The following is a 20,279-nucleotide window of genomic DNA, read 5'->3' as shown; positions in this document are numbered from 1 at the left end:
TAAAGACAGGTGGTTATATTATGGCAAAACAGCAAGAAATGCAAATTTCACGCAATAAATTACTTGGTGTAGCAGGTGTTGGATGGATGTTTGATGCAATGGATGTCGGCATTTTATCCTTTGTCATTGCTGCACTCGCAATAGACTGGGGTTTAAACCCTGCACAAATGGGCTTGATTGGTAGTATCAACTCGATTGGAATGGCAGTAGGTGCGCTTATGTTTGGTGTACTTGCTGACAAAGTAGGGCGTAAAAAAGTGTTTATGTGGACACTTATATTGTTTTCGGTTGCAAGCGGACTATCTGCGTTAACGACAACGCTAGTATTATTTTTGATTTTGCGCTTTTTCGTTGGAATGGGGCTCGGAGGAGAGCTACCAGTTGCTTCGACACTCGTTTCTGAAAGCGTTGAAACAAAGGAGCGCGGTCGCGTTGTTGTGTTGTTAGAGAGCTTTTGGGCAGGTGGCTGGCTACTAGCTGCAATCATTTCTTATTTCGTTATTCCAGCGACATTCTGGCCAATTGAAGGCTGGCGTGTTGCGCTTATTATTACTGCTTTACCAGCATTTTATGCGATTTATATTCGCATGAAGCTACCTGATTCTCCGCAGTTTACAGCGAAGGTAGAGGCTAAAAAGCGTTCTGTCTTGCAAAATATTCGCGAAGTATGGTCAAAGCCATATGCACGTTCAACATTTATGTTATGGGTGCTATGGTTCGCAGTTGTATTTTCATATTATGGAATGTTTTTATGGTTGCCAAGCGTAATGGTTGGGAAGGGCTTCGATTTAATTTCCAGCTTTAAGTATGTGTTAATTATGACGCTAGCGCAGTTACCAGGTTACTTTACTGCAGCTTGGTTTATTGAGAAGCTCGGACGTAAATTTGTACTTGTAACATATTTAATCGGAACAGCAGCAAGTGCTTTTGTCTTTGGAAATGCAGAATCTGTAACTATTTTACTTGTATCAGGGATGCTACTATCATTCTTTAATTTAGGAGCATGGGGAGCATTATATGCTTACACACCGGAACAGTATCCAGCGATTATTCGTGGTACAGGGACAGGTATGGCGGCAGCAGTAGGGCGTGTAGGTGGTATTTTCGGTCCACTCTTAGTAGGGTCATTAATAACAAAAGGCTATGACATTGGTTCGGTTTTTGCGATTTTCTGTGTCGCAATTTTAATTGGAGTATTAGCAGTGTTATTTTTAGGTAAGGAAACAAAGCAGTTGGAATTAGAATAGAGGTAATATCTGAAGATATAGCAAGATAATTGTGTTGCAAAACAACTATCTCTGAAGCAAACTAGTTTAATAGAAGTTTGGGCTGGGGCTGTCTAAATAGGCGGTCCCTTCTTTTATGCAACGAAAGTTCCCCGGAGAAACGCCGCTAAATTCCATGTTTATCACGTCTTCAAAGCAATCTAATATTATTTTAAACAGCCATAATTTTATTTTCTTTTAGCGATGTTCTTTGCGACGAGTAACCGCAGGAGCCAATTTTTTGTCCAAAGACAGGAATTCAGTCTAAGAATACCATGTCCTGTCATAACGACTGGATGAACAGCATCGTGCTGGCTCTAGCCTTCGTCAAATGTCACAGGGCATGCAAGTTTTAGGTTAATAGCCCAAAAATCCAGACTAGCGTTAGTTGTGTCATAATTAATTGAAACACGACCAAAACGTCCTAAAAGCAGTGCGCAGCACATTTTGGGGACGTTTTTATTTTTTTGAAACAAAAGGTCTTACTTATTCATCTAATAAGTAGATAGAAAGAGAGGGTGTGAAGGTGATTGTTAAAAAAGGCGCAGAAAGGAAATAGCGACGCATTTCTACAATTAATACAAGATGAAAAAGTGAAGCTATATAAAATGGCGTATATTTATATGAAAAATGAGGATGATGCGCTAGATGTAGTACAGGAAACTGTGACAAAGGCCTATGCCAATATAAATAGCGTGAAAGATGAGCGATACTTTTCCACTTGGCTTATGAAAATTTTAATTAATACAGCGCTTGAGCATTTACGTAAAAATAGCAAAATTGTATTAATACAAGAAAATGTAAAGGAGCAAGGACAGACGTTTAGCCATGATGAACGCATGGATTTACTACATGCAATTGAACAGCTAGAGGAGAAGTATAAAACGGTAATCTTGCTAAAATATTATCAAGATTTATCAACTAGAGAAATCGCAGAGTTACTTGAGTATCCAGAGGGGACAGTAAAAACAAATGTCCATCGAGGCTTGCAACAATTAAAAAAATTTTTGAATAAAGGGGGCGTATTGTATGGAGAACAATATTAAAAAAGCCATTGATGAAATGGAAGTGCCGATGCAAAAATTGGATGAAGCAATAAGCAAAGGGATTGTTGTATCTAAGAAAAAGCCGAGAAATATATTAGCGATGGGAGTATTAACATCCGTCGCAGCAATTTTACTCGTATTAGGTGCGGGGTTTGTGTCACCGACAGTCGGCAATGCACTTGCGAAGGTCCCATTTATGAGCTTTGTTTATAAAATTGAGGAGCAGGATAAAGGATTGCATAAAGCATTATCAGATAATAATGCGATTCAGTTAAATAAAACGGTGACAAGTAATGGCATCTCAGTTACTTTTGAAGAAATTGTTTATGATGGTGCGCGTATTAATGTGATTTATTCAATGCCTGAATATCAAGAAATAGGCAAGATGGAAATGTTCGTGAATGGCGAATGGCTGAATACAGGAGGGAGTATAACATCTTTGCACGAGGAAGATGGTTCATATCGCGCTCTATACGGTTTTCGCTTTGATGAGGACTTGCCAGATGCATTTGACTTAACATTAAAAATAGACATGATTGCTGGAGTAGTAGGTGATTGGACGTTTGAAACACCAATCAAGAAAGTAAAAAATAATCATCGTATATTGCAAGCTGGACAAACGGGTATGATGAACGGGATTGCTTTTGAAGTAAAGAGTGCTCAAACTTCAACTACTTCAACAAAGTTACAAGTAGAATTTACAGGAGAGATAAGAGAGAAAGTCGGCTATCCTATTGGTTTGTCTATATCTGAGACGATTACAGACCAAAACGGGGTTCCATTGAAAATATTAGAGAAGTCAGGTGAGGGAAGAACGGATTACGATTTGACATGGACTTATATATTAGAGCCACTTGCACCTGATGTGACAGAGTTACGGTTATATTATTATTCTGGACCAAAAATAGATGAGGTGGTTGAGGATATTATTGTGCCATTATCTAATGAGCTACCTCAAAAAATTGACCTAGGAGCTATGGGGGATATAGTGATTACGAATGTTGAACAGGATGGGAACGAAGCAACTTTAAGATTTTTAATTGATAGTGACTTCCCGTTCGACGGGGACTTAAGAACGCATCCTTTTGCTGTAGTGCTGGAAAATGGAGAAAGGATTGTGACAGATGTTGTACAAGCTGTTGGACGTAACGAATATCAATTGAAATATAAAGTTAACGTAGGTCAACCTTTTATTAAAACAAGACCGTTGACGATGATGGCAATTGAGCCAGAAGCGCAAGTGGTTATTTCAATCAAATAGTGACAGATTTTTCAGAAAAAACATTGAATATAATGATTATTCATGTTAATGTATGTTCAATTAAGCTAGTTGAGAATAGATGAGAAAGGGTAGAGAGAAGAGTATGAGTATTTGTGAGAGCATTAAAAAGCGTTTTATTCGATTATCCAAAGGCCAGCGTCGTGTTGCACAATTCGTATTGAATGACCCAAGTATTGTAACGACAAAGATTGCGTCTGAAGTCGGAAAAATAGCAGGGGTAAGCGAGTCGACAGTTATCCGATTTTGTTATGCTATGGACTTTTCAGGGTATAGTGAGCTACAAAAGAGAATGAAAGAAGATTTGGCTTATCGTCAGCGTGAATAGGTGAAAAATAGGGGCTGCTAAGAAAGGAATTTCTTTCTCAGCAGCTCAAATTAATTATCCAGATTAAAGGGAGCTATCTTGAAAAGACAGCTCCCTTTGCGTTTTGATAAATCAATCAATTAGCTTACTATAAATGATTTCATCATAATAATCATTATCAATTTTTACTGAATGCCTTTTCGTACCTTCAACTGCGAAGCCCTGTTTCTCAAAAAGGGCAATGGCTTTATTATTATGGGACATTATCGCCGCTTCAAGTCTTTCAACACCATTTTGCTGTGCCCATTTTATACTATTTTGTAATAATGCTGTACCGATGCCTGTGTTTTCAAATTTTTTTAATACACCGATACGTATTGTAGCTGCGTGCTGTAGACGCTGCTCTTTATAACCAGTAATGCGTGAATAGCCTGCAAATTCACCATTAGTAATGCAGAGGAGTATCGTTTGCCTTTTAAATTTGCGCCACTCTGCCATCTGCTTGCGTACAACTTGCACTGTTAGATGTTGAACATTTGGTTCATAATATTCAAACTCAGATTGTGCATAAATTTGCTCTTGCAGGCGAATAAATGAGCGAGCATCTTCTGTTTCAATTAACCGAATAATAGAAGCCTGTGAATTTTCGTCTGCATCATTCTCATCACTTCGTGCTTGTTTTAAACGGGAGAATGTTACGGCTTGCCCTAACTGAACATCAATTACATTATAATTGGCATTAACCCAAGATTGGTAATGTGTCAGTGGTGGCTTCGTTTTTTTCCACCAACTCAAGTTCAAATAAGCTGCATTTGGCAACGCTTGGCCCATAATATTTTCAATTGCTTCATATGTTAATGTAATTTCATTTTGCGTTGCATTCTGGAAGAACTCAGCTAATGGAATATACTTCTTTTCCATCTTTTTAGACATTGCTATCCTCATTTCTATGACTAAATTTAATATATATACGATTATTTTAACATATGCGTCAAAAAAATAATAATTAATGTTGAAATTTTTTGCATTTATACTAACATACGAAGTTAAAAAGGAGTTACGACTATGATTTTTTTTTAGCAAGTAGGAAGTTTGGAGCGTTTTAAATTACGGATAGAGGATGAATAGACTAATAAAGAAAGAACAAATTAAGTTAATAGCGCCTAATAATATTTAAGTAATTAAAGTAAAAAGCTATGTTAAATTAGAGAAGCTTAGAAATCTGCTTTATTTCAATGCTAAACTTCGAATTCAATTTAAGATAGAATTTGTGATAAAATAAGCTTGTTAATAAGCATAGATAAATTAGGAGGCTATATCATGAGCAAGACATTAGTTTTCGGACATAAAAATCCAGATACAGATACGATTACATCAGCAATCGTTTATGCGTATTTAAAGCAGCAATTAGGTGTAGAGGCAGAGGCTGTGCGTTTAGGAGATATTAATAACGAAACGAAGTTTGCTTTAGAAAAGTTTGGTTTCAATGCCCCGCGTTTTATTAGCGCTGTTACGGGAGAAGCAAATCAAGTAATTTTAGTAGACCATAACGAATTCCAGCAATCTGCTGAAGGTATTGAAGAAGTGCAAATTTTAGAGGTAATTGACCATCATCGTGTTGCGAACTTCCAAACTGCAGACCCGCTCTATTTCCGCGCGGAGCCTGTAGGTTGTACAGCAACAATTTTAAATAAATTATTTAAAGAAAACGATGTGGAAATTCCTGTAAATATTGCGGGTTTAATGCTATCTGCCATCGTATCAGATACATTATTATTCAAATCGCCAACATGCACAGAGCAAGATGTAAAAGCAGGTGAGGAATTGGCTGCTATCGCAGGGGTAGATGTAGCAGAATATGGGTTAGCAATGTTAAAAGCCGGTGCAGATTTATCGGATAAATCATTAGAAGATTTATTATCATTAGATGCAAAAGGCTTTGATTTCGGTAATTACAAAGCGGTAGTTGCACAAATAAACGCTGTTGATATTGAAGATGTGCTAGGACGTCAAGCTGAACTAGAGACATTATTAACAAAAAATGCAGAAGAGAATGGCTTAGATTTATTTTTCTTTGTCGTGACAGATATTTTAAATAACGACTCTACAGCGGTAGCAGTTGGACATGTAGCAGAAAAGGCGGCAGCGAGCTTTGGCGCAACAATTGTTGATGGACGTATTAGCTTACCAGGTATCGTATCACGTAAAAAGCAAATTGTTCCTGTATTAACAGAAGGCTTAAAATAAAAAGGGTGGCAGTCGAGATGGTAAATAAAATCTCGACTGCCCTTTTAGATTTTCAGGAAGTCTTTTATAAAAAGATATAAAGGAGGGAAAGTGTGAGGAGTATTTTCATATATTATTTTATATTTTTCATAGAACACTGACATATTTCTAATTTGCAAATATTCCAATCAAACAACAAAAGTTTCCCGGAAAAGGGCACGTAAGCTTGCTTTTCAGACCCCACCATTTTCTAATTTTAACGGATAAACAGCCGGACCCTCAATCACATTCCCTTTTTTATCGAAACGAGAGCCATGACATGGGCAATCCCATGTTTCATCCGCTTCATTCCAGCGCGTTTTACAGCCCAAATGAGTACATTTTGGTGCTGACATGCGCGTCATATAGCCTGCGATAAACTGCTCACTAATAAAGCCTGCTTTTATGAGCATGTCATATACAGTACGCCCTTGTATGCGACTTGGCATATATAGTTGTGTAGCGCGATGCTCATTTTTTGTAAAGTAGCCATGCAATATTTCCGCTGCTACTAGTGAGCTTGAAAGTCCCCATTTTTTAAAACCTGTTGCAATATAAATTGGAGAATCCTTTATCATTGGACCGACAAAGGGGATACTATCAGGTGTCGTCATATCCTGGGCACTCCATAAAAAGCTAGGTGCAGATAGGTCAAATTTACTGTCGAGTTCTTGAGCGAGTGTGTCATAATACTTCATTGTGTCACTTTCTGTTCCAGCCGTATGGGATGTACCTCCATAAACAAAGTAAGACTGCCCGTCGATTTGAGCGGTACGAATTGTACGGGCTGGTGAGTCAATGCTAATGTATTGCCCTTGTAAAAGGTCTGAACATGTTGTTGCCGTCAAATAGGCGCGCTCTACTGTCAACTTCAAAGTATTTAAACCAGCGATGGAGTCGATTGGATAATGCGTGCATAATACCAGCTTTTTGCAGGCAATTGTGTAGCCTTCAGCGGTTGTTACAGTTGGTTTATCTGTAACTTGTGTAACGCGTGTATGTGTGAAAAATTGGGCTCCAGCCTGCTGCGCTAGCCTTGCGAAATGTAGTAAAAACTGAACAGGATGAATTTGCGTTTCGCGTTGCATATCAAGGGCTAGTTGAACCTTATCTGTTAATTCCGTATCATTTGTTAAACTGGATGGGATGCCGATTTTCTTGTATGCCTCGTATTCCTGTTCTAATAAAGTGCGGTTGTCCATTTCGGTTGTATAAATAAATGATGTGGCCGTGTTATAAGTTGTTTTGTCTGCTTTTTCAAGCGACTGTTCAATCGCAGCTTTATTTACTTGATAGTAAAGCTTAGCATCTTCTTCCTTTAATGTATGATAAAAGAGTCCATGCTGCGCTGTTAGTTTACCAGTGGAATGCGCTGTTGCTCCTTCACCAATGCTTTTTCCTTCTAAAACAATGACGCGCAATCCTGCTTGTGCAAGTAAATAAGCTGTATAAACCCCACTTAAACCAGCTCCAACAATACAAATATCACAAACTGTATCGGACGATAAAGTTGATGTTGTTATTGGTGTTGTGTGATGAAGCCATAATGATTGTTGCATAAAATGCCCCCTTACCTATATTTAACATACAGTATAGGGAAATTTTCCTGACACTATTCACAAGTCAAAAAAATTGAATAATATATTTGCTTATTTGTACAATGGAATAGTAAAGGAGGCGGAGGCAATGATTATACAAGTATGGTCTGATTACGTTTGTCCGTTTTGTTATATTGGAAAAAAGCAATTAGAGCAAGCGCTCGAAGTGAGTGGTTATGGGGAACAAATTGAAGTGCAATACAAAAGCTATTTATTAGATCCGACAACCCCTGTTGATGCGGAGGAGTCGATTTACGGTCCATTAGCGGCAAAATATAATATGTCAATTGAGCAAACAAAGGCGATGACGCAAAATGTTGTAGAGCGAGCAAAAGAGGTTGGCTTAAATTACGATTTTGATCGTATGAAAACAGCGAATACGATTAAGGCACATCGTTTAGCTAAATGGGCAGAGGAGCAGGGTAAAGGTGCAGAGATGAACGAACGCCTATTACAGGCTCATTTTTTAGATGGTCTGGCGATTGGACGTACAGACGTATTAGTAGCTTTGGCTGAGGAAGTAGGCTTAAGCGGTGAGCAGGCGAAGGGAATGCTAGCGGGCGATGAATATAAGGAAGAAATGTATTCTGATATTGAAATAGCTCGTCAGCTAGGAGTGCGTGGTGTACCGTTTTTCGTCATTGATAATAAATACGGTATTTCAGGTGCACAGCCGCAACATTTATTTGAGCAAACAGTTGAAAAGGCGGCGGTAGAGGCTGGCCTGCAACGTAAGTTAAATATAGTTGGTGGTCAAGGAGCGCTTTGCGAAGATGGCGTATGTGATATTGAATAAGAGAACAGGCACGTTTGTCCTTTAAATTTGTATATAATTAATTTCAGTCAAAAGTCTTAGAGCAGTATGATTGATTTTTTTTTACTGCTCTATTATTATATATAATGTCTTGATTTCGAGATATTAAAGAATTGTATATTTAAAAGGAGATTTATAAATGACAAACGTATTAGTAATAAAAGCAAATAACCGCCCAGATGGCGTTTCAACACAAATGTACGAGGCTTTCATTGAGGAAGCAAAAGCTCAAGGTATTGAATTCTCAACATTTGATGTATTTGAAGAAAATTTAGCATATTTCGGACAAGAGCTATTTAACGCTTTCGGTAAAGCACAAGCAGGCGAAGAGTTAAACGAAAAGGAAGCTGCTTCATTAGCATCTTTCAATAAATCACGTGAAGCATTAACAGCAGCAGATGTAGTCGTATTTGCATTCCCATTATGGAACTTAACAATTCCAGCAGCATTACAATCATTTATCGATTACACATATGGCGCAGGCTATTCATTCAAATATGATGAAAACGGCAATTTAGTAAGCTTAATGACGGACAAAAAATATATTATTTTATCAGCTCGCGGTGGTATTTATTCAACACCAGAGGCTGCAGGCTCCGAAATGGCTGTTAATTATATTAACAACGTAATCGGTGGCGTTTATGGTATGCAAAAAGTAGACGAAGTTGTTATCGAAGGGCATAACGCAAACCCAGCGAAAGCACAAGAGATTATTGCAGAAGGTTTAGAAAAAGTAAAAACTGTAGCGAAAAATTTAACAGCTGTATTAGTTTAATATTTAGGCAAACTAGGGCAAGTTATATAAGCACATGAAATCAAAATTTTGATTTCATGTGCTTTTTTTATCATTAGTCAAAATAGGCGTTTTATATCATGTTACTAAAGTTAGAATTAATTTAATATTAAGATAAGGAAAAATAAGGTGGAATGAAATAAAGACTAGTAAAAAACAAAAGCCAATTCTTGATTAGTAGGCATTTTCCTCAAGTAAGTTGGTTTAACGTCTTTTGGCAGAATAATAGGTGACGAGATGAAAGGTAAGCGTTAGACCTATTTAGCGAGTGTTCAAACATCTACTGATGAAGAGGAGCCCAGTGTAGGACCACCCGGTATGCTAAGGTAACGACTGAGTAATCAACATTATGTTGGTCCAAGCTCTGGGATGTCATAGATTTTGAAGAGAAGTTTTCAAGTGAATCTAGGATAATATGGTTGCAATTACGTTGAAGCGTAATTGATTATAAATGACAAGGAGTGACACAAATGAAGAATAAAATTTTCACAGGGACAGTAGCATCATTAATGTTAGCGGCAGGCTTAGGTGGAATGACATCTGCTGAAGCAGCAGAGGAATCTGTTACGCGTGGTGATTATGTTGTGCAATTAATTAAGGAACTAGGTGTGGAGCTGGGGGATGGTTCTACCGTTACTTTTAAAGATGTATCAAAGGAGCTAGCACCATATGTGGAAAAGGCAGTTGAACTAAATTTAATTAACGGTAAATCGACAGACACCTTTGCACCAGATGAAAAATTAACACGATTACATGCCTTTGTTATTGCGGCACGTGGCTTAGCAACAGAAAATGCACCACTCGATATATTGGCTAAATTTGCCGACAATGCAAAAATTCATGCATCCCATAAGCAGGATATGGCGAATGCAGCGGCATTAGAAATTTTGAATGGCTTTGCAGATGGTACGATTAACCATACGAAAATTGTGACTGAGCAACAAATGGAACTTATCGTTAAACGCTTTGTAGAGCAGTACAATAACGCAGCCACATTAGCTGAAGAAGATGAGGCAAAAGTTGCTTTACGTATTTTAGGTACATCAGATATTCATACAAATTTAGCTGACTATAATTATTATTTAGACCAACAGGCAAAGGATATAGGCCTAGCAAATACAGCTACATTAATTGACGAAGCGCGTGCTGAAAACCCGAACCATTTATTATTCGATAATGGTGATTTAATTCAGGGTACACCATTAGGCTCCTATAAAGCGCTTGAGGCAAAATTGCAGCCAGACGAGATGCATCCAGCAGTAGCAGCACTTAATGCTTTGGGCTATGATGCCGCAACATTAGGGAATCATGAATTTAATTATGGCTTAGATTATTTGAATGAGGTAATGGATGATGCAGAGTTCACTTGGGTAAATGCAAATGTGCGCGATGCGAAAACAGGTGATTATTATTTTGAGCCATATGCTATTTTATTGCGTGAGGTTGTTGATGAAGACGGCGATAAGCATATGATTAAAGTAGGAGTAACAGGTATCGTGCCTACACAAATTTTAGGCTGGGATGCAATTCATCTCACGGGTAAAGTAACAGTCGATCAGCCACTGGATGCATTAGAAAAAGTAATTCCTGACATGGAGGCTGCTGGAGCGGATGTAATTATTGTACTTTCGCACTCTGGTATTGGCTCTGATAAAAATGTGCAAGGTAATGAAAATGTAGGTTATCAAATTACACAATTAGAAGGTGTAGATGCATTAATTACAGGACATTCCCATTTACAGTTTCCAGGTGATTATCAAGATTTAGTGAATGTTAATCAAGAAAAAGGAACAATTAATGGTGTACCAACAGTTATGCCTGGTGCATATGGTAGTCATTTGGGTGTTATTGATTTGGAGTTAGAGCTTGAAGGGAGTGAGTGGATTGTAACAAATGGTACAGGTGCAATTCGTTCCATTGAGCGTGATGAGCTAGTACCATCCAAAGAAGTAATAGCTGCTATTCAGGATGCACATGAAGGAACTTTAGAATATATTCGTCGCGCAGTTGGTGAAACATCAGCACCAATTAATAGCTATTTCGGCTTAGTGCAGGATACTGCGGCAATTGAGATTATTACACAGGCGCAAACTTGGTTTATTCAAAATCAGCTTAAGGGGACAGTAGACGCTGAATTGCCAATTTTATCAGCAGGCGCACCGTTTAAAGCAGGCTCTCGTGACAATGCAAGCGACTATACAAATATTCCAGCAGGCCCGTTAGCAATTAAAAACATGGCTGATATTTATCATTATGACAATACGATAGCCACTGTTAAAGTAACAGGTGCAGATGTAATTGAATGGCTAGAAATGGCAGCAGGTGTGTTTGCCACGATTGACCCGACTAAAACAGAAGAGCAAAATATTATTGATTCAGAGGCACGCTCATACAATTTTGACGTGTTAGATGGTGTAACATATGAAATCGATGTAACATCCCCAGCAAAATACGACCGTCGGGGTAATGTCGTAGATGAAACTGCAAACCGTATTAAAAATGTACAATTTGATGGTAAGCCAATTGATTTGTCACAAGAATTTTTAATTATTGCGAATAACTACCGTGTAGGTGGCTCTTACGGGGCTAATTTTGTGAAAGAGGATCAATCAAACTTAACGGTGTATGCTCATGAAAACCGTCAAGCAATTATTGACTATATTATTGAAAAAGGTACAATCAACCCACAAGCAAATAATAATTGGAAGTTTGTAGCCTTCCCTGAAAATATAAGAGTAGTTTTTCTTACTGCTGATGTAGCAAAAAACTATATTCCAGAAGGAAACAATATTGAATATATCGGACCAGATGCGAATGGTTTTGGGAAGTTTTTATTGAAATAAAGAATAAAAAGCCGTTTGGAAAGTAGTACCTTCCAGACGGCTTTTACAACTGCACTAAAATAGTTACTATTTTAATTGTTATTCAGCAAGCCCTTGTCCTGCTGAAAATTCTCGATACAGTTGATGCTTGGCAAGGAGTTCCTCATGTGCACCTTGCCCCGTAATTTGACCCTTTTCAATAAATAAAATTGTATCAGCGTGCAAAATAGTGGCTAGACGGTGTGCGATAATGAATGTTGTACGGCCGTGCATTAAGCGCTGAAGCGCCTCTTGCACATATATTTCTGAGCCGCTATCCAAATTAGATGTTGCTTCGTCTAAAAGTAAAATTTGTGGATTATGTAGCAAGGCTCTTGCAATGGCGATGCGTTGACGCTGTCCGCCTGATAGCTTCATGCCACGTTCACCAACTTCTGTAGCAAAACCTTCCGGCAATTCCTCGATAAATTGTAGTGCATTTGCCGCTTTAGCGGCCGCTTTTAATTGCTCCTCAGTAGGCGGCTGCTTCATACCGTATGTGATATTGTCTGCAATTGTCCCGCTTAATAATGGGCTTTCCTGTGAAACATAGCCAATTTTACTGCGCCAAGCCTGTAAATCAAAAGTAGAAATCGGCTGATTATTAAATGTAATTTGCCCATTTGTTGGCTCATAAAAACGTTCTAAAAGTGAAAAGATTGTTGTCTTTCCACCACCGCTTGGTCCGACAAGTGCTGTTACTGTACCAGGCGAGGCAGTAAAGCTAAGGTTTTGCAATATTTGCTTTGTTTCATTGTATTGAAAGCTTACATTGTCAAAAGTAATTGTGCCCTGTGTTGCGGGCTGAGCTTTTGCACTCGTTTCACTAGGCATAGAGAAAATTTCCTGAATGCGCTCGGTTGCACCCATTGCCTTTTGGAATGATGTGAAAAATGTAGCCATTTGAGCAAAAGGCACGATAATTTGAAACAAGTAAAAAATAATTGCGACAAGCGCACCAGCAGACAAAGCACCACTTGCTACCTGTGTTCCTCCATAGCCTAAAATAACAACGAGGACAAGCATCATTAACAATGTCATGATTGGAGAGATAAGTGCCTGAACGCGCGCTTCTTTCAAACCATAGCCGAATAGAGAGCGAATTGCTTTATTACCTCGCTCGTTTTCAAAGGACTCTGCATTATATGCCTTTACTAGTCGAATATCTGCTAAAATACGTCCAAGTAAACCGGAAAAAGAAGCCATTTCAGATTGGGTAGCAATGGCAATTTTCTGCATAATTTTACCGAGGGGCATCATAATAAGCAGCGAAACCGGTACGCTAATAAGTAAAATGAGCGTCATTTTCCAATCGATAATAAAAAGCAAAATAATTGCACCGATAATGGAAATAGCACCAGAAATGACTTGTACCATTTGCTGAGTAATCAGCGTTTTTAATGTAGTCGTATCTTGTGTAATACGGCTCATCGTTGCACCTGTTTCATTCGTATCATAATAATTGACAGGCAAACGCAACACTTTATGCCATAATTTCTCACGTAAATCCGCAACGATTCGCTCCCCGATAAACGTCAATAAATAAAATGACACCCCTCCAGCAACTGCTTGCACGATGAAAACAGCCAAAATAATTGCAAGCATGCGCCAATTGAATAAGTCAGCGGTCAAATTATCAACTAAATTCATTGTTACTAATGGTAAAACAAGGCTAGCAATAGTTTCTGCTAATGTAATCGATAATGCTAAAATAATCATGCCAATGGGCCAATTTAAGCTTTTTAATAAAGCTACAAATGATTGAAAAGCACCTGATTTTGTTTTAGAAGTCTGTTCCATAAAGCACCCCCTCCCCTTTATACGAGTAGAATCAAGAAAAGTTCCGAATCTTTTGGGTGCCAGGCACACACACAATTTTCACACAATTTTACTTTCAAATGAAATGTCGTTAAAATAGAAAGGATAGAGGTGAAATAAGGATGACTGAACAAAAATTATGTCCACGGCTGGCAAAGGCAATGGAGTTATTAGGGAAGCGTTGGACGATACTTATTATTCATCAGTTAATAGATGGTCCGAAGCGCTTTAATGAGATTGAATCGGCCCTTCCGATAAGCGGGCGTTTATTGTCTGAGCGTTTAAAAGAGCTTGAAAGGGAAGAAATTGTGGAGCGCAAAGTGTATGCTGAATCACCAGTTCGTGTCGAATATAAATTGACAGAAAAGGGGCAGTCACTACTGGGTGCAGTTCGCGAAATTGAAAAATGGTCACAAACTTGGTTGTAAGCGACAATTTACTTGTCAAATAGGTCATAAAAACAGATACTTAGAAAGTATAATTTAGATAGAGGTATAATCAATAGAGGGAAGGAATTGCTTTATGACATTACAACAGTGGGTAAATGATTTATCACAAATCATCAATCCTTCAAATATTAAAATAAATGAATCATTAAAAACGTATACAATGACAAAATTAGGTGGTCATGCGGATATTCTCGTTATGCCAAATACCGAGCAAGAGGCGCAGGCTATTGTGAAATATGCACACCAGCACAAAATTCCATTACTAATGCTTGGAAATGGCTCGAATATGGTTGTCCGAGATGGTGGGGTACGTGGTATTGTCATTAATTTTTCTAAATTAAATAAAATTTCAATAACAGAAGGTCTTGTTTTTGCACAAGGAGGCGCATTACTGAAGGATGTTTCGAAATATGCGGCAGCCGAGAGCTTAACAGGCTTGGAATTTGCTTGCGGCATACCGGGGTCAATCGGTGGTGCGATGGCGATGAATGCTGGGGCATATGGTGGTGAAATTAAAGATGTAATTGTGGAAACAGTCGTGTTAACGAAAGACGGGGAACGCATCGTCTTGACGAAGGATGAATTAGAGCTAGGCTACCGTACAAGTGTTATTGCTAAAGAGGGCTACTATGTTTTATCCTCGACTTTCCAATTGCAACGTGGTGAACAGCATATGATTGATGCGAAAATTGCTGATTTAACGCATCAAAGAGAGTCACGTCAGCCCTTAGAATACCCTTCAGCAGGAAGTGTGTTTAAGCGCCCGCCTGGTCATTTTGCGGGGAAATTAATTCAAGATAGCGATTTGCAAGGAAAAGGTGTCGGGGGGGCAGAGGTGTCGCAGAAGCATGCGGGCTTTATTATTAATAAAAACAATGCAACGGCGACAGATTATATCGAAACAATTCAAATGGTACAACGCGTTGTAAAGGAAAAATTCGATGTTGATTTAGAGCTTGAAGTAAAAATTGTTGGTGAAGACGCATAAGCTTGTAACGTCTCTCAGCAATGTTTTTTGCGACGAGTAACCGCAGGAGCACATGTTTTTTGCGACGAGTAACCGCAGGAGCACATGTTTCTGTATCGAAAGAGAAGCTTCAATATAGAAACCCCCCCTACAGGTGGAGAGATGAATGCTTATTCGGCTCTTGATTCAACGGGTATCAAACACTCACTGAATCAAAATAAAGCCTCTGGTGGATATAGGGAATTTTAAATTGTGCTTGCACAATTTAAAATCCCGATGAGAGTTAGCCGAGGCATAATTGATAAGGAGTAATTAAATGAAGTTTATTTCATGGAATGTCAACGGTATTCGCGCATGTATAACGAAAGGCTTTTTGGATTATTTTCATGCGATGGATGCAGATTTTTTCTGTATTCAAGAATCGAAATGTCAAGAAGGACAAGTTGATTTACAACTGGAAGGGTATTATCAATATTGGAATTATGCACAGAAAAAAGGCTATTCTGGCACTGCTATTTTTACAAAGCACAGACCACAGCATGTGTATTACGGAGTTGGTGATGAACAAGATGAGGTAGAGGGGCGTATTATTACGTTGGAATACGAAAACTTCTATTTGGTAAATGTTTATACGCCGAATGCGCAGCGTGATTTAGCAAGGCTCCCTTACCGCATAGAATGGGAAGAAAAATTAGCGCTCTATTTGAAGCAACTTGATGCACAAAAACCCGTCATTTATTGTGGTGACTTAAATGTGGCACATCGTGATATTGATTTGAAAAATGCCAAGGCCAATCAAGGAAACTCCGGTGTGACGATAGAGGAACGTGCCAAAATGACGGAGTTACTGGACGCAGGCTTCTGTGATACATTCCGCACATTGTATCCAGAGCGTACGGATGTTTATACATGGTGGTCGTATATGAATAAGGTACGCGAGCGTAATATTGGTTGGCGCATCGATTATTTTATTGTGTCAGAGCGCATTATGAAGCATGTACAGGAGGCGGATATTCATTCACAAATTTTAGGGAGTGATCATTGTCCTATCCTATTAAAACTAGAAGTAGACGCAATCTGATAGAGAGGTGGATTTTATGGGGAAAATAAAGAGCAAAAAAATAATTAATATTGCCATTTGGACTGTTGGCATTTTAATTATTTTAGCTGGTGCGGCAGTAGCAGGCGTACATATGTATGTGGCAAACTCCTTGCCGAAAATTGAAGGAGAAGTTGATTTATCAATATTAGAAGCAGATGTTAAAGTGACACGCGATGGCATGGGTGTACCACATATCGTAGCGCAATCAGAGGCTGATTTATACAAGGCGCAAGGTTATGTACAGGCACAGGATCGTCTATTTCAAATGGATTTATCACGCCGTCAAGCGAGCGGTAGATTAGCGGAAGTAATTGGCGAAAATGCGGTATCAACAGATAAATTTTTCCGTACATTTAGCTTACGACATGCGGCTGAGCAATCGTGGAATGAGTATGATGCTGAGGCACAGCAAATTTTAGAATGGTATGCAGAAGGTGTAAATGCCTTTATTGATGAAGTAAAGGGCACTAGTAAGCTATCATATGAGTTTAAGCTGCTAGGATACGAGCCGGAGCCATGGACACCTGTCGATTCTTTAACAATCGGTAAATTTATGGCTTATGATTTAGGTGGAAACTGGAATATGCTAGCATTCCGCCATTGGGCTTTGCAAAATTATACAGAAGAGCAAGTTGAAGAATTAATGATTCATTATCCAGAAGATGCGAAATCGATTATTGAAGCAAACATAAATAATCCTGTTGATGTAGCAGGTGCTTTCAATGTAGAATTATTGCCAAATGAGTTTAATGGTAGCAATAACTGGGTTGTATCGGGCGAGTTAACAGAATCAGGTAAACCGCTATTAGCAGATGACCCGCATTTAGGATTAAATACACCATCGATCTGGTATCAAATGCATTTACAATCACCAGAACAAAATGTGAGTGGTGTTATTTTTGCGGGGATTCCGGGAATTATTTTAGGACATAATGAAAAAATTGCATGGGGAGTAACGAATGTTGGTCCGGATGTACAAGACTTGTATATCGAGACACCGAACCCTGATAACCCTAAACAATTCAAGTATGACGGCAAGTGGGAAGATGCGATTGTCAGAAACGAGCCAATCAAAGTAAAGGGTGGAAAAACAATTGGTTTCGAGGTTGTTGAAACTCGTCATGGTCCGATTATTTCAGAACTAGTATTTAAGGAAGAGGAGCCAACAGCCGTATTCTCTATGCAATGGACGGCATTGCAGCCAACGAGAGAACTGCGCGCAATTATTGGCTTTAATAAGGCGTCCAACTGGGAGGAATTCGAAACAGCATTAAACGATTTCCGCGCACCAGCACAAAATTTCGTCTTTGCTTCAACGGACGGTACAATTGCTTACAAAGCAAACGGTGACATTCCAATTCGCAAAAAAGGCGATGGTCAACTGCCAGTACCAGGGGATTCTTCTGAATATGGCTGGGAAGGCTTTATTCCTTATGATGAATTACCAACAGTAGTGAATCCAGAATCAGGCTATATTGCCACGGCAAACAACCAAATTATTGGGGATGAATACCCTTATCATATAACAAAGTTCTGGGCACAGCCATATCGCTATGAGCGCATTGTCGAAATGATTGAATCAGTAAAAGAAAGCATCGGCACAATTGATGAAGAAACTGATGAAGTGTATGAAGGCTTTACAAAAGCAGAAATGAAGGCGATGCAAATGGACAAGAAAAATTTATATGCAGCTGAATTTTTACCAGGCTTCCTACAAACGATTAAAGCAAATGATGCAGAGGGCAAATATGCTGATATTATCTCGTTAATGGAAGAATGGGAGCTGTATGATAATCGCGATGATGCACAGCCACTTATCTGGCATTTCTTAATTGAAGAAATTAAAGAAACAATTTTCAAAGACCAAATGCCTGCAGACGTTTATGAAATGATGCCGGGTAAATATCAAATTATGGATGAAATGCTGCGCAATGCATATGCGGGTAATGAAGGCGTATGGATTGAGCAGGCAGGTGGTTTAGACGAATTAGTATATGGCTCATTTGAGCGTGCCGTTGCAGATTTACAAGTGAAATACGGCACATCTGTAGCGAAATGGCAATGGGGAAGCTACCATAAAATCTTATTTAAACACCCACTTGCAAGCGCATCTGACTTTATCGCCTCGTATGTGAACCCAGAAACGATGGCGGTTGGTGGTTCACGTGTAACAGTGCAAGCTGCTGCGAATGATGCAAATGGCTATGTTAACCACGGTGCATCATGGCGCTTTGTAGCAGATTTAGCAGATTTGAAATACACAGACCATATTGTAGCACCGGGTCAAAGTGGACATTTTAAATCGAAATGGTATGACAACCAAGTATCACGTTGGGTATACGGTCGCTACCACCGCACGTATATTAATGGTGAAATTGATCCAGCCTATGATTTAATTTTAAAGGCACAATAAAATAAATAGGGCGCATGAAATGATTTGAGAACATTTCATGCGCTTTTTTGTACGAATAACTAACTATGATTTACTTTGACTTCAATATCGTACGCTTCCAGAACCTCAAAACTGTTAGCGTTTAAAATATCTACTTCCATTGCGAAACCGCTCTCCATAAACATAAAATATACATGCTCGGAGAAATGGACTTTTTTAAATTTGGTTGAGATAATTGTAGGCATACGCTGTGACAGGTCAAACGGCAATAGCCATGATTAGTTAAGTGATTGCCAGCGACCATGATGATTCTCGAGCCTTGTTTAGATGTTCTAACTTCACTTGTTAAATTAGCATTAAATAATTCTATAGAAGTATCAGTAAAGTTTAGTTCATCACTTTCATTAATAAATGGTGTTTCTGGTAATGATGCAACATGATTCGTTGATGTTCGTGCAAATGCACGACAAGCAAATCCCATATCATTTTTGACCTTATTACTATAGATAAAATCTGCGTAAGGGACGATGGAATCATTAGACGCTTCAGTATAAACATCTAGATTTTCTTCTCCATCAGTAAATGCGTTGGTATGAATGGGCATCAAGATTGATACGAACAGTAAAGCTATTATCAGTGAATATTTTATTGTTTTTTTCACTATTACCACCTCCGTTTAAAATTGTAATATATTCCCATATAATTTTAAGGGTAAAATGGATTATATATGGAATTTACGATTGTATATTTTGTCCTTTTTATCGCTGCTAATCCCATGTTTTCCTCATTTTCAAAATAAGCCTCCACTATTTCAATAAGCTAATATTTTATTCAAACACCATCACCACTGTCCAAAATGCCGGCGACTGCACGGCTTTTTGGACAGCCCCCTCGACATTCAAATAAACATTTGAATGTTTCTTGCATATATTATATACTACAATCAAATGGATGTTTGAATGAGGTGAGGAAGGTATGAAGGATGTTTGTGAAATAACGAAAATTAATGAAGAGACGGTGGAGCGTGTGCAAGGGCAGTTGCCGGAGCTTGGGCATGTTGCGAAGTTTTTAAAAGCGCTAGCAGATGAAACGAGATTAAAAATTGCTTATGCGTTAACAATAGAAAAAGCGTTATGTGTGTGCGATGTTGCGGCGATTATTGGCTCGTCCGTTGCTACAGCTTCACATCATTTACGCTATTTAAAGGAAAATCGTTTAGCAAAATCTCATCGTGAAGGAAAGCTTGTGTATTATTCGCTAGCGGATGACCATGTTTATCAAATTGTGAAAATTGCCTATGAGCATGCGGAGGAGGACAGATAA

At 38.6% G+C, this 20,279-nt stretch carries 17 protein-coding genes; 13 read left to right on the top strand and 4 right to left on the bottom strand.

Annotation, left to right across the window (positions count from 1 at the left end; all coding sequences use genetic code 11):
• Positions 1-20 precede the first annotated feature (20 nt).
• From C9J36_RS12615 to C9J36_RS12600, 4 genes are all read left to right on the top strand, one after another.
• Complete coding sequence (locus C9J36_RS12615) at positions 21-1,247, top strand: MFS transporter (protein WP_107943358.1); 1,227 nt, start codon at positions 21-23, stop codon at positions 1,245-1,247.
• 548 nt (positions 1,248-1,795) lie between these two features.
• Positions 1,796-2,311, top strand: a complete 516-nt coding sequence (locus C9J36_RS12610) for a sigma-70 family RNA polymerase sigma factor (RefSeq protein WP_107943357.1) — start codon at positions 1,796-1,798, stop codon at positions 2,309-2,311.
• Positions 2,295-3,572, top strand: a complete 1,278-nt coding sequence (locus C9J36_RS12605; protein ID WP_107943356.1) for a DUF4179 domain-containing protein — start codon at positions 2,295-2,297, stop codon at positions 3,570-3,572. Before C9J36_RS12610 ends, C9J36_RS12605 begins: the two co-directional genes overlap by 17 nt.
• 103 nt (positions 3,573-3,675) lie before the next feature.
• Positions 3,676-3,918, top strand: a complete 243-nt coding sequence (locus C9J36_RS12600) for a MurR/RpiR family transcriptional regulator (protein WP_066169188.1) — start codon at positions 3,676-3,678, stop codon at positions 3,916-3,918.
• Between the two features lie 111 nt (positions 3,919-4,029).
• Here the strand turns inward: C9J36_RS12600 and C9J36_RS12595 are convergent, their stop codons facing one another.
• Complete coding sequence (locus C9J36_RS12595; protein WP_235616068.1) at positions 4,030-4,830, bottom strand: GNAT family N-acetyltransferase; 801 nt, start codon at positions 4,828-4,830, stop codon at positions 4,030-4,032.
• A gap of 387 nt (positions 4,831-5,217) precedes the next feature.
• Here C9J36_RS12595 and C9J36_RS12590 point away from each other — a divergent pair, with 387 nt between their 5' ends.
• A complete protein-coding gene (locus C9J36_RS12590) occupies positions 5,218-6,144 on the top strand; it encodes a manganese-dependent inorganic pyrophosphatase (protein ID WP_107943354.1) in 927 nt (308 codons plus the stop codon).
• Between the two features lie 212 nt (positions 6,145-6,356).
• Here the strand turns inward: C9J36_RS12590 and C9J36_RS12585 are convergent, their stop codons facing one another.
• On the bottom strand, positions 6,357-7,721 hold the full coding sequence (locus C9J36_RS12585; protein ID WP_107943353.1) for an FAD-dependent oxidoreductase: 1,365 nt from the start codon (positions 7,719-7,721) through the stop codon (positions 6,357-6,359).
• Positions 7,722-7,848: 127 nt separating this feature from the next.
• On the opposite strand from C9J36_RS12585, the gene C9J36_RS12580 reads away from it, so the two are divergent.
• From C9J36_RS12580 to C9J36_RS12570, 3 genes are all read left to right on the top strand, one after another.
• Positions 7,849-8,556 (top strand): DsbA family oxidoreductase, encoded by a 708-nt coding sequence (locus tag C9J36_RS12580; RefSeq protein WP_066169179.1) that lies wholly within the window; start codon positions 7,849-7,851, stop codon positions 8,554-8,556.
• 157 nt (positions 8,557-8,713) lie between these two features.
• On the top strand, positions 8,714-9,349 hold the full coding sequence (locus tag C9J36_RS12575; protein ID WP_107943352.1) for an FMN-dependent NADH-azoreductase: 636 nt from the start codon (positions 8,714-8,716) through the stop codon (positions 9,347-9,349).
• 488 nt (positions 9,350-9,837) lie between these two features.
• Positions 9,838-12,210 carry a bifunctional 2',3'-cyclic-nucleotide 2'-phosphodiesterase/3'-nucleotidase gene (locus C9J36_RS12570; protein WP_107943351.1) on the top strand — a complete coding sequence of 791 codons (2,373 nt, stop codon included), beginning with the start codon at positions 9,838-9,840 and terminating at the stop codon, positions 12,208-12,210.
• Between the two features lie 78 nt (positions 12,211-12,288).
• On the opposite strand, the gene C9J36_RS12565 is transcribed toward C9J36_RS12570, so the two are convergent.
• Entirely contained in the window at positions 12,289-14,028 is a 1,740-nt protein-coding gene (locus C9J36_RS12565; RefSeq protein WP_066169173.1) for an ABC transporter ATP-binding protein, read from the bottom strand.
• A gap of 140 nt (positions 14,029-14,168) precedes the next feature.
• Here C9J36_RS12565 and C9J36_RS12560 point away from each other — a divergent pair, with 140 nt between their 5' ends.
• The 4 genes from C9J36_RS12560 to C9J36_RS12545 all read left to right on the top strand — a co-directional run bounded on the left by C9J36_RS12560 (position 14,169) and on the right by C9J36_RS12545 (position 18,977).
• Positions 14,169-14,474: a winged helix-turn-helix transcriptional regulator gene (locus C9J36_RS12560; protein WP_066169170.1), complete on the top strand. Its 306-nt coding sequence runs from the start codon at positions 14,169-14,171 to the stop codon at positions 14,472-14,474.
• A gap of 94 nt (positions 14,475-14,568) precedes the next feature.
• Entirely contained in the window at positions 14,569-15,483 is a 915-nt protein-coding gene (gene murB, locus C9J36_RS12555; protein ID WP_107943350.1) for a UDP-N-acetylmuramate dehydrogenase, read from the top strand.
• A gap of 295 nt (positions 15,484-15,778) precedes the next feature.
• Positions 15,779-16,543, top strand: a complete 765-nt coding sequence (locus C9J36_RS12550) for an exodeoxyribonuclease III (RefSeq protein WP_066169166.1) — start codon at positions 15,779-15,781, stop codon at positions 16,541-16,543.
• A gap of 16 nt (positions 16,544-16,559) precedes the next feature.
• Positions 16,560-18,977, top strand: a complete 2,418-nt coding sequence (locus C9J36_RS12545) for a penicillin acylase family protein (protein WP_107943349.1) — start codon at positions 16,560-16,562, stop codon at positions 18,975-18,977.
• 130 nt (positions 18,978-19,107) lie between these two features.
• On the opposite strand, the gene C9J36_RS12540 is transcribed toward C9J36_RS12545, so the two are convergent.
• Positions 19,108-19,617, bottom strand: coding sequence for a hypothetical protein (locus tag C9J36_RS12540; protein WP_107943348.1), 510 nt, complete (start codon positions 19,615-19,617; stop codon positions 19,108-19,110).
• Positions 19,618-19,931: 314 nt separating this feature from the next.
• Here C9J36_RS12540 and C9J36_RS12535 point away from each other — a divergent pair, with 314 nt between their 5' ends.
• Positions 19,932-20,279 (top strand): ArsR/SmtB family transcription factor, encoded by a 348-nt coding sequence (locus C9J36_RS12535; protein ID WP_066169160.1) that lies wholly within the window; start codon positions 19,932-19,934, stop codon positions 20,277-20,279.

Source organism: Metasolibacillus fluoroglycofenilyticus (genome assembly GCF_003049645.1).
GTDB lineage: Bacteria > Bacillota > Bacilli > Bacillales_A > Planococcaceae > Metasolibacillus > Metasolibacillus fluoroglycofenilyticus.
The sequence above is the reverse complement of the archived record's forward strand: the minus strand, read 5'-3'. Positions and strand labels throughout refer to the sequence as shown.

What these genes read in the sequence shown, in the direction of transcription:
- murB (WP_107943350.1), top strand. Translation starts at nt 14,569, where the DNA reads ATGACATTACAACAGTGGGTAAATGATTTATCACAAATCATCAATCCT.
- C9J36_RS12550 (WP_066169166.1), top strand. Translation starts at nt 15,779, where the DNA reads ATGAAGTTTATTTCATGGAATGTCAACGGTATTCGCGCATGTATAACG.
- C9J36_RS12575 (WP_107943352.1), top strand. Translation starts at nt 8,714, where the DNA reads ATGACAAACGTATTAGTAATAAAAGCAAATAACCGCCCAGATGGCGTT.
- C9J36_RS12570 (WP_107943351.1), top strand. Translation starts at nt 9,838, where the DNA reads ATGAAGAATAAAATTTTCACAGGGACAGTAGCATCATTAATGTTAGCG.
- C9J36_RS12615 (WP_107943358.1), top strand. Translation starts at nt 21, where the DNA reads ATGGCAAAACAGCAAGAAATGCAAATTTCACGCAATAAATTACTTGGT.
- C9J36_RS12580 (WP_066169179.1), top strand. Translation starts at nt 7,849, where the DNA reads ATGATTATACAAGTATGGTCTGATTACGTTTGTCCGTTTTGTTATATT.
- C9J36_RS12545 (WP_107943349.1), top strand. Translation starts at nt 16,560, where the DNA reads ATGGGGAAAATAAAGAGCAAAAAAATAATTAATATTGCCATTTGGACT.
- C9J36_RS12535 (WP_066169160.1), top strand. Translation starts at nt 19,932, where the DNA reads ATGAAGGATGTTTGTGAAATAACGAAAATTAATGAAGAGACGGTGGAG.
- C9J36_RS12600 (WP_066169188.1), top strand. Translation starts at nt 3,676, where the DNA reads ATGAGTATTTGTGAGAGCATTAAAAAGCGTTTTATTCGATTATCCAAA.
- C9J36_RS12585 (WP_107943353.1), bottom strand. Translation starts at nt 7,721, where the DNA reads ATGCAACAATCATTATGGCTTCATCACACAACACCAATAACAACATCA.
- C9J36_RS12590 (WP_107943354.1), top strand. Translation starts at nt 5,218, where the DNA reads ATGAGCAAGACATTAGTTTTCGGACATAAAAATCCAGATACAGATACG.
- C9J36_RS12605 (WP_107943356.1), top strand. Translation starts at nt 2,295, where the DNA reads ATGGAGAACAATATTAAAAAAGCCATTGATGAAATGGAAGTGCCGATG.
- C9J36_RS12595 (WP_235616068.1), bottom strand. Translation starts at nt 4,830, where the DNA reads ATGTCTAAAAAGATGGAAAAGAAGTATATTCCATTAGCTGAGTTCTTC.
- C9J36_RS12560 (WP_066169170.1), top strand. Translation starts at nt 14,169, where the DNA reads ATGACTGAACAAAAATTATGTCCACGGCTGGCAAAGGCAATGGAGTTA.
- C9J36_RS12565 (WP_066169173.1), bottom strand. Translation starts at nt 14,028, where the DNA reads ATGGAACAGACTTCTAAAACAAAATCAGGTGCTTTTCAATCATTTGTA.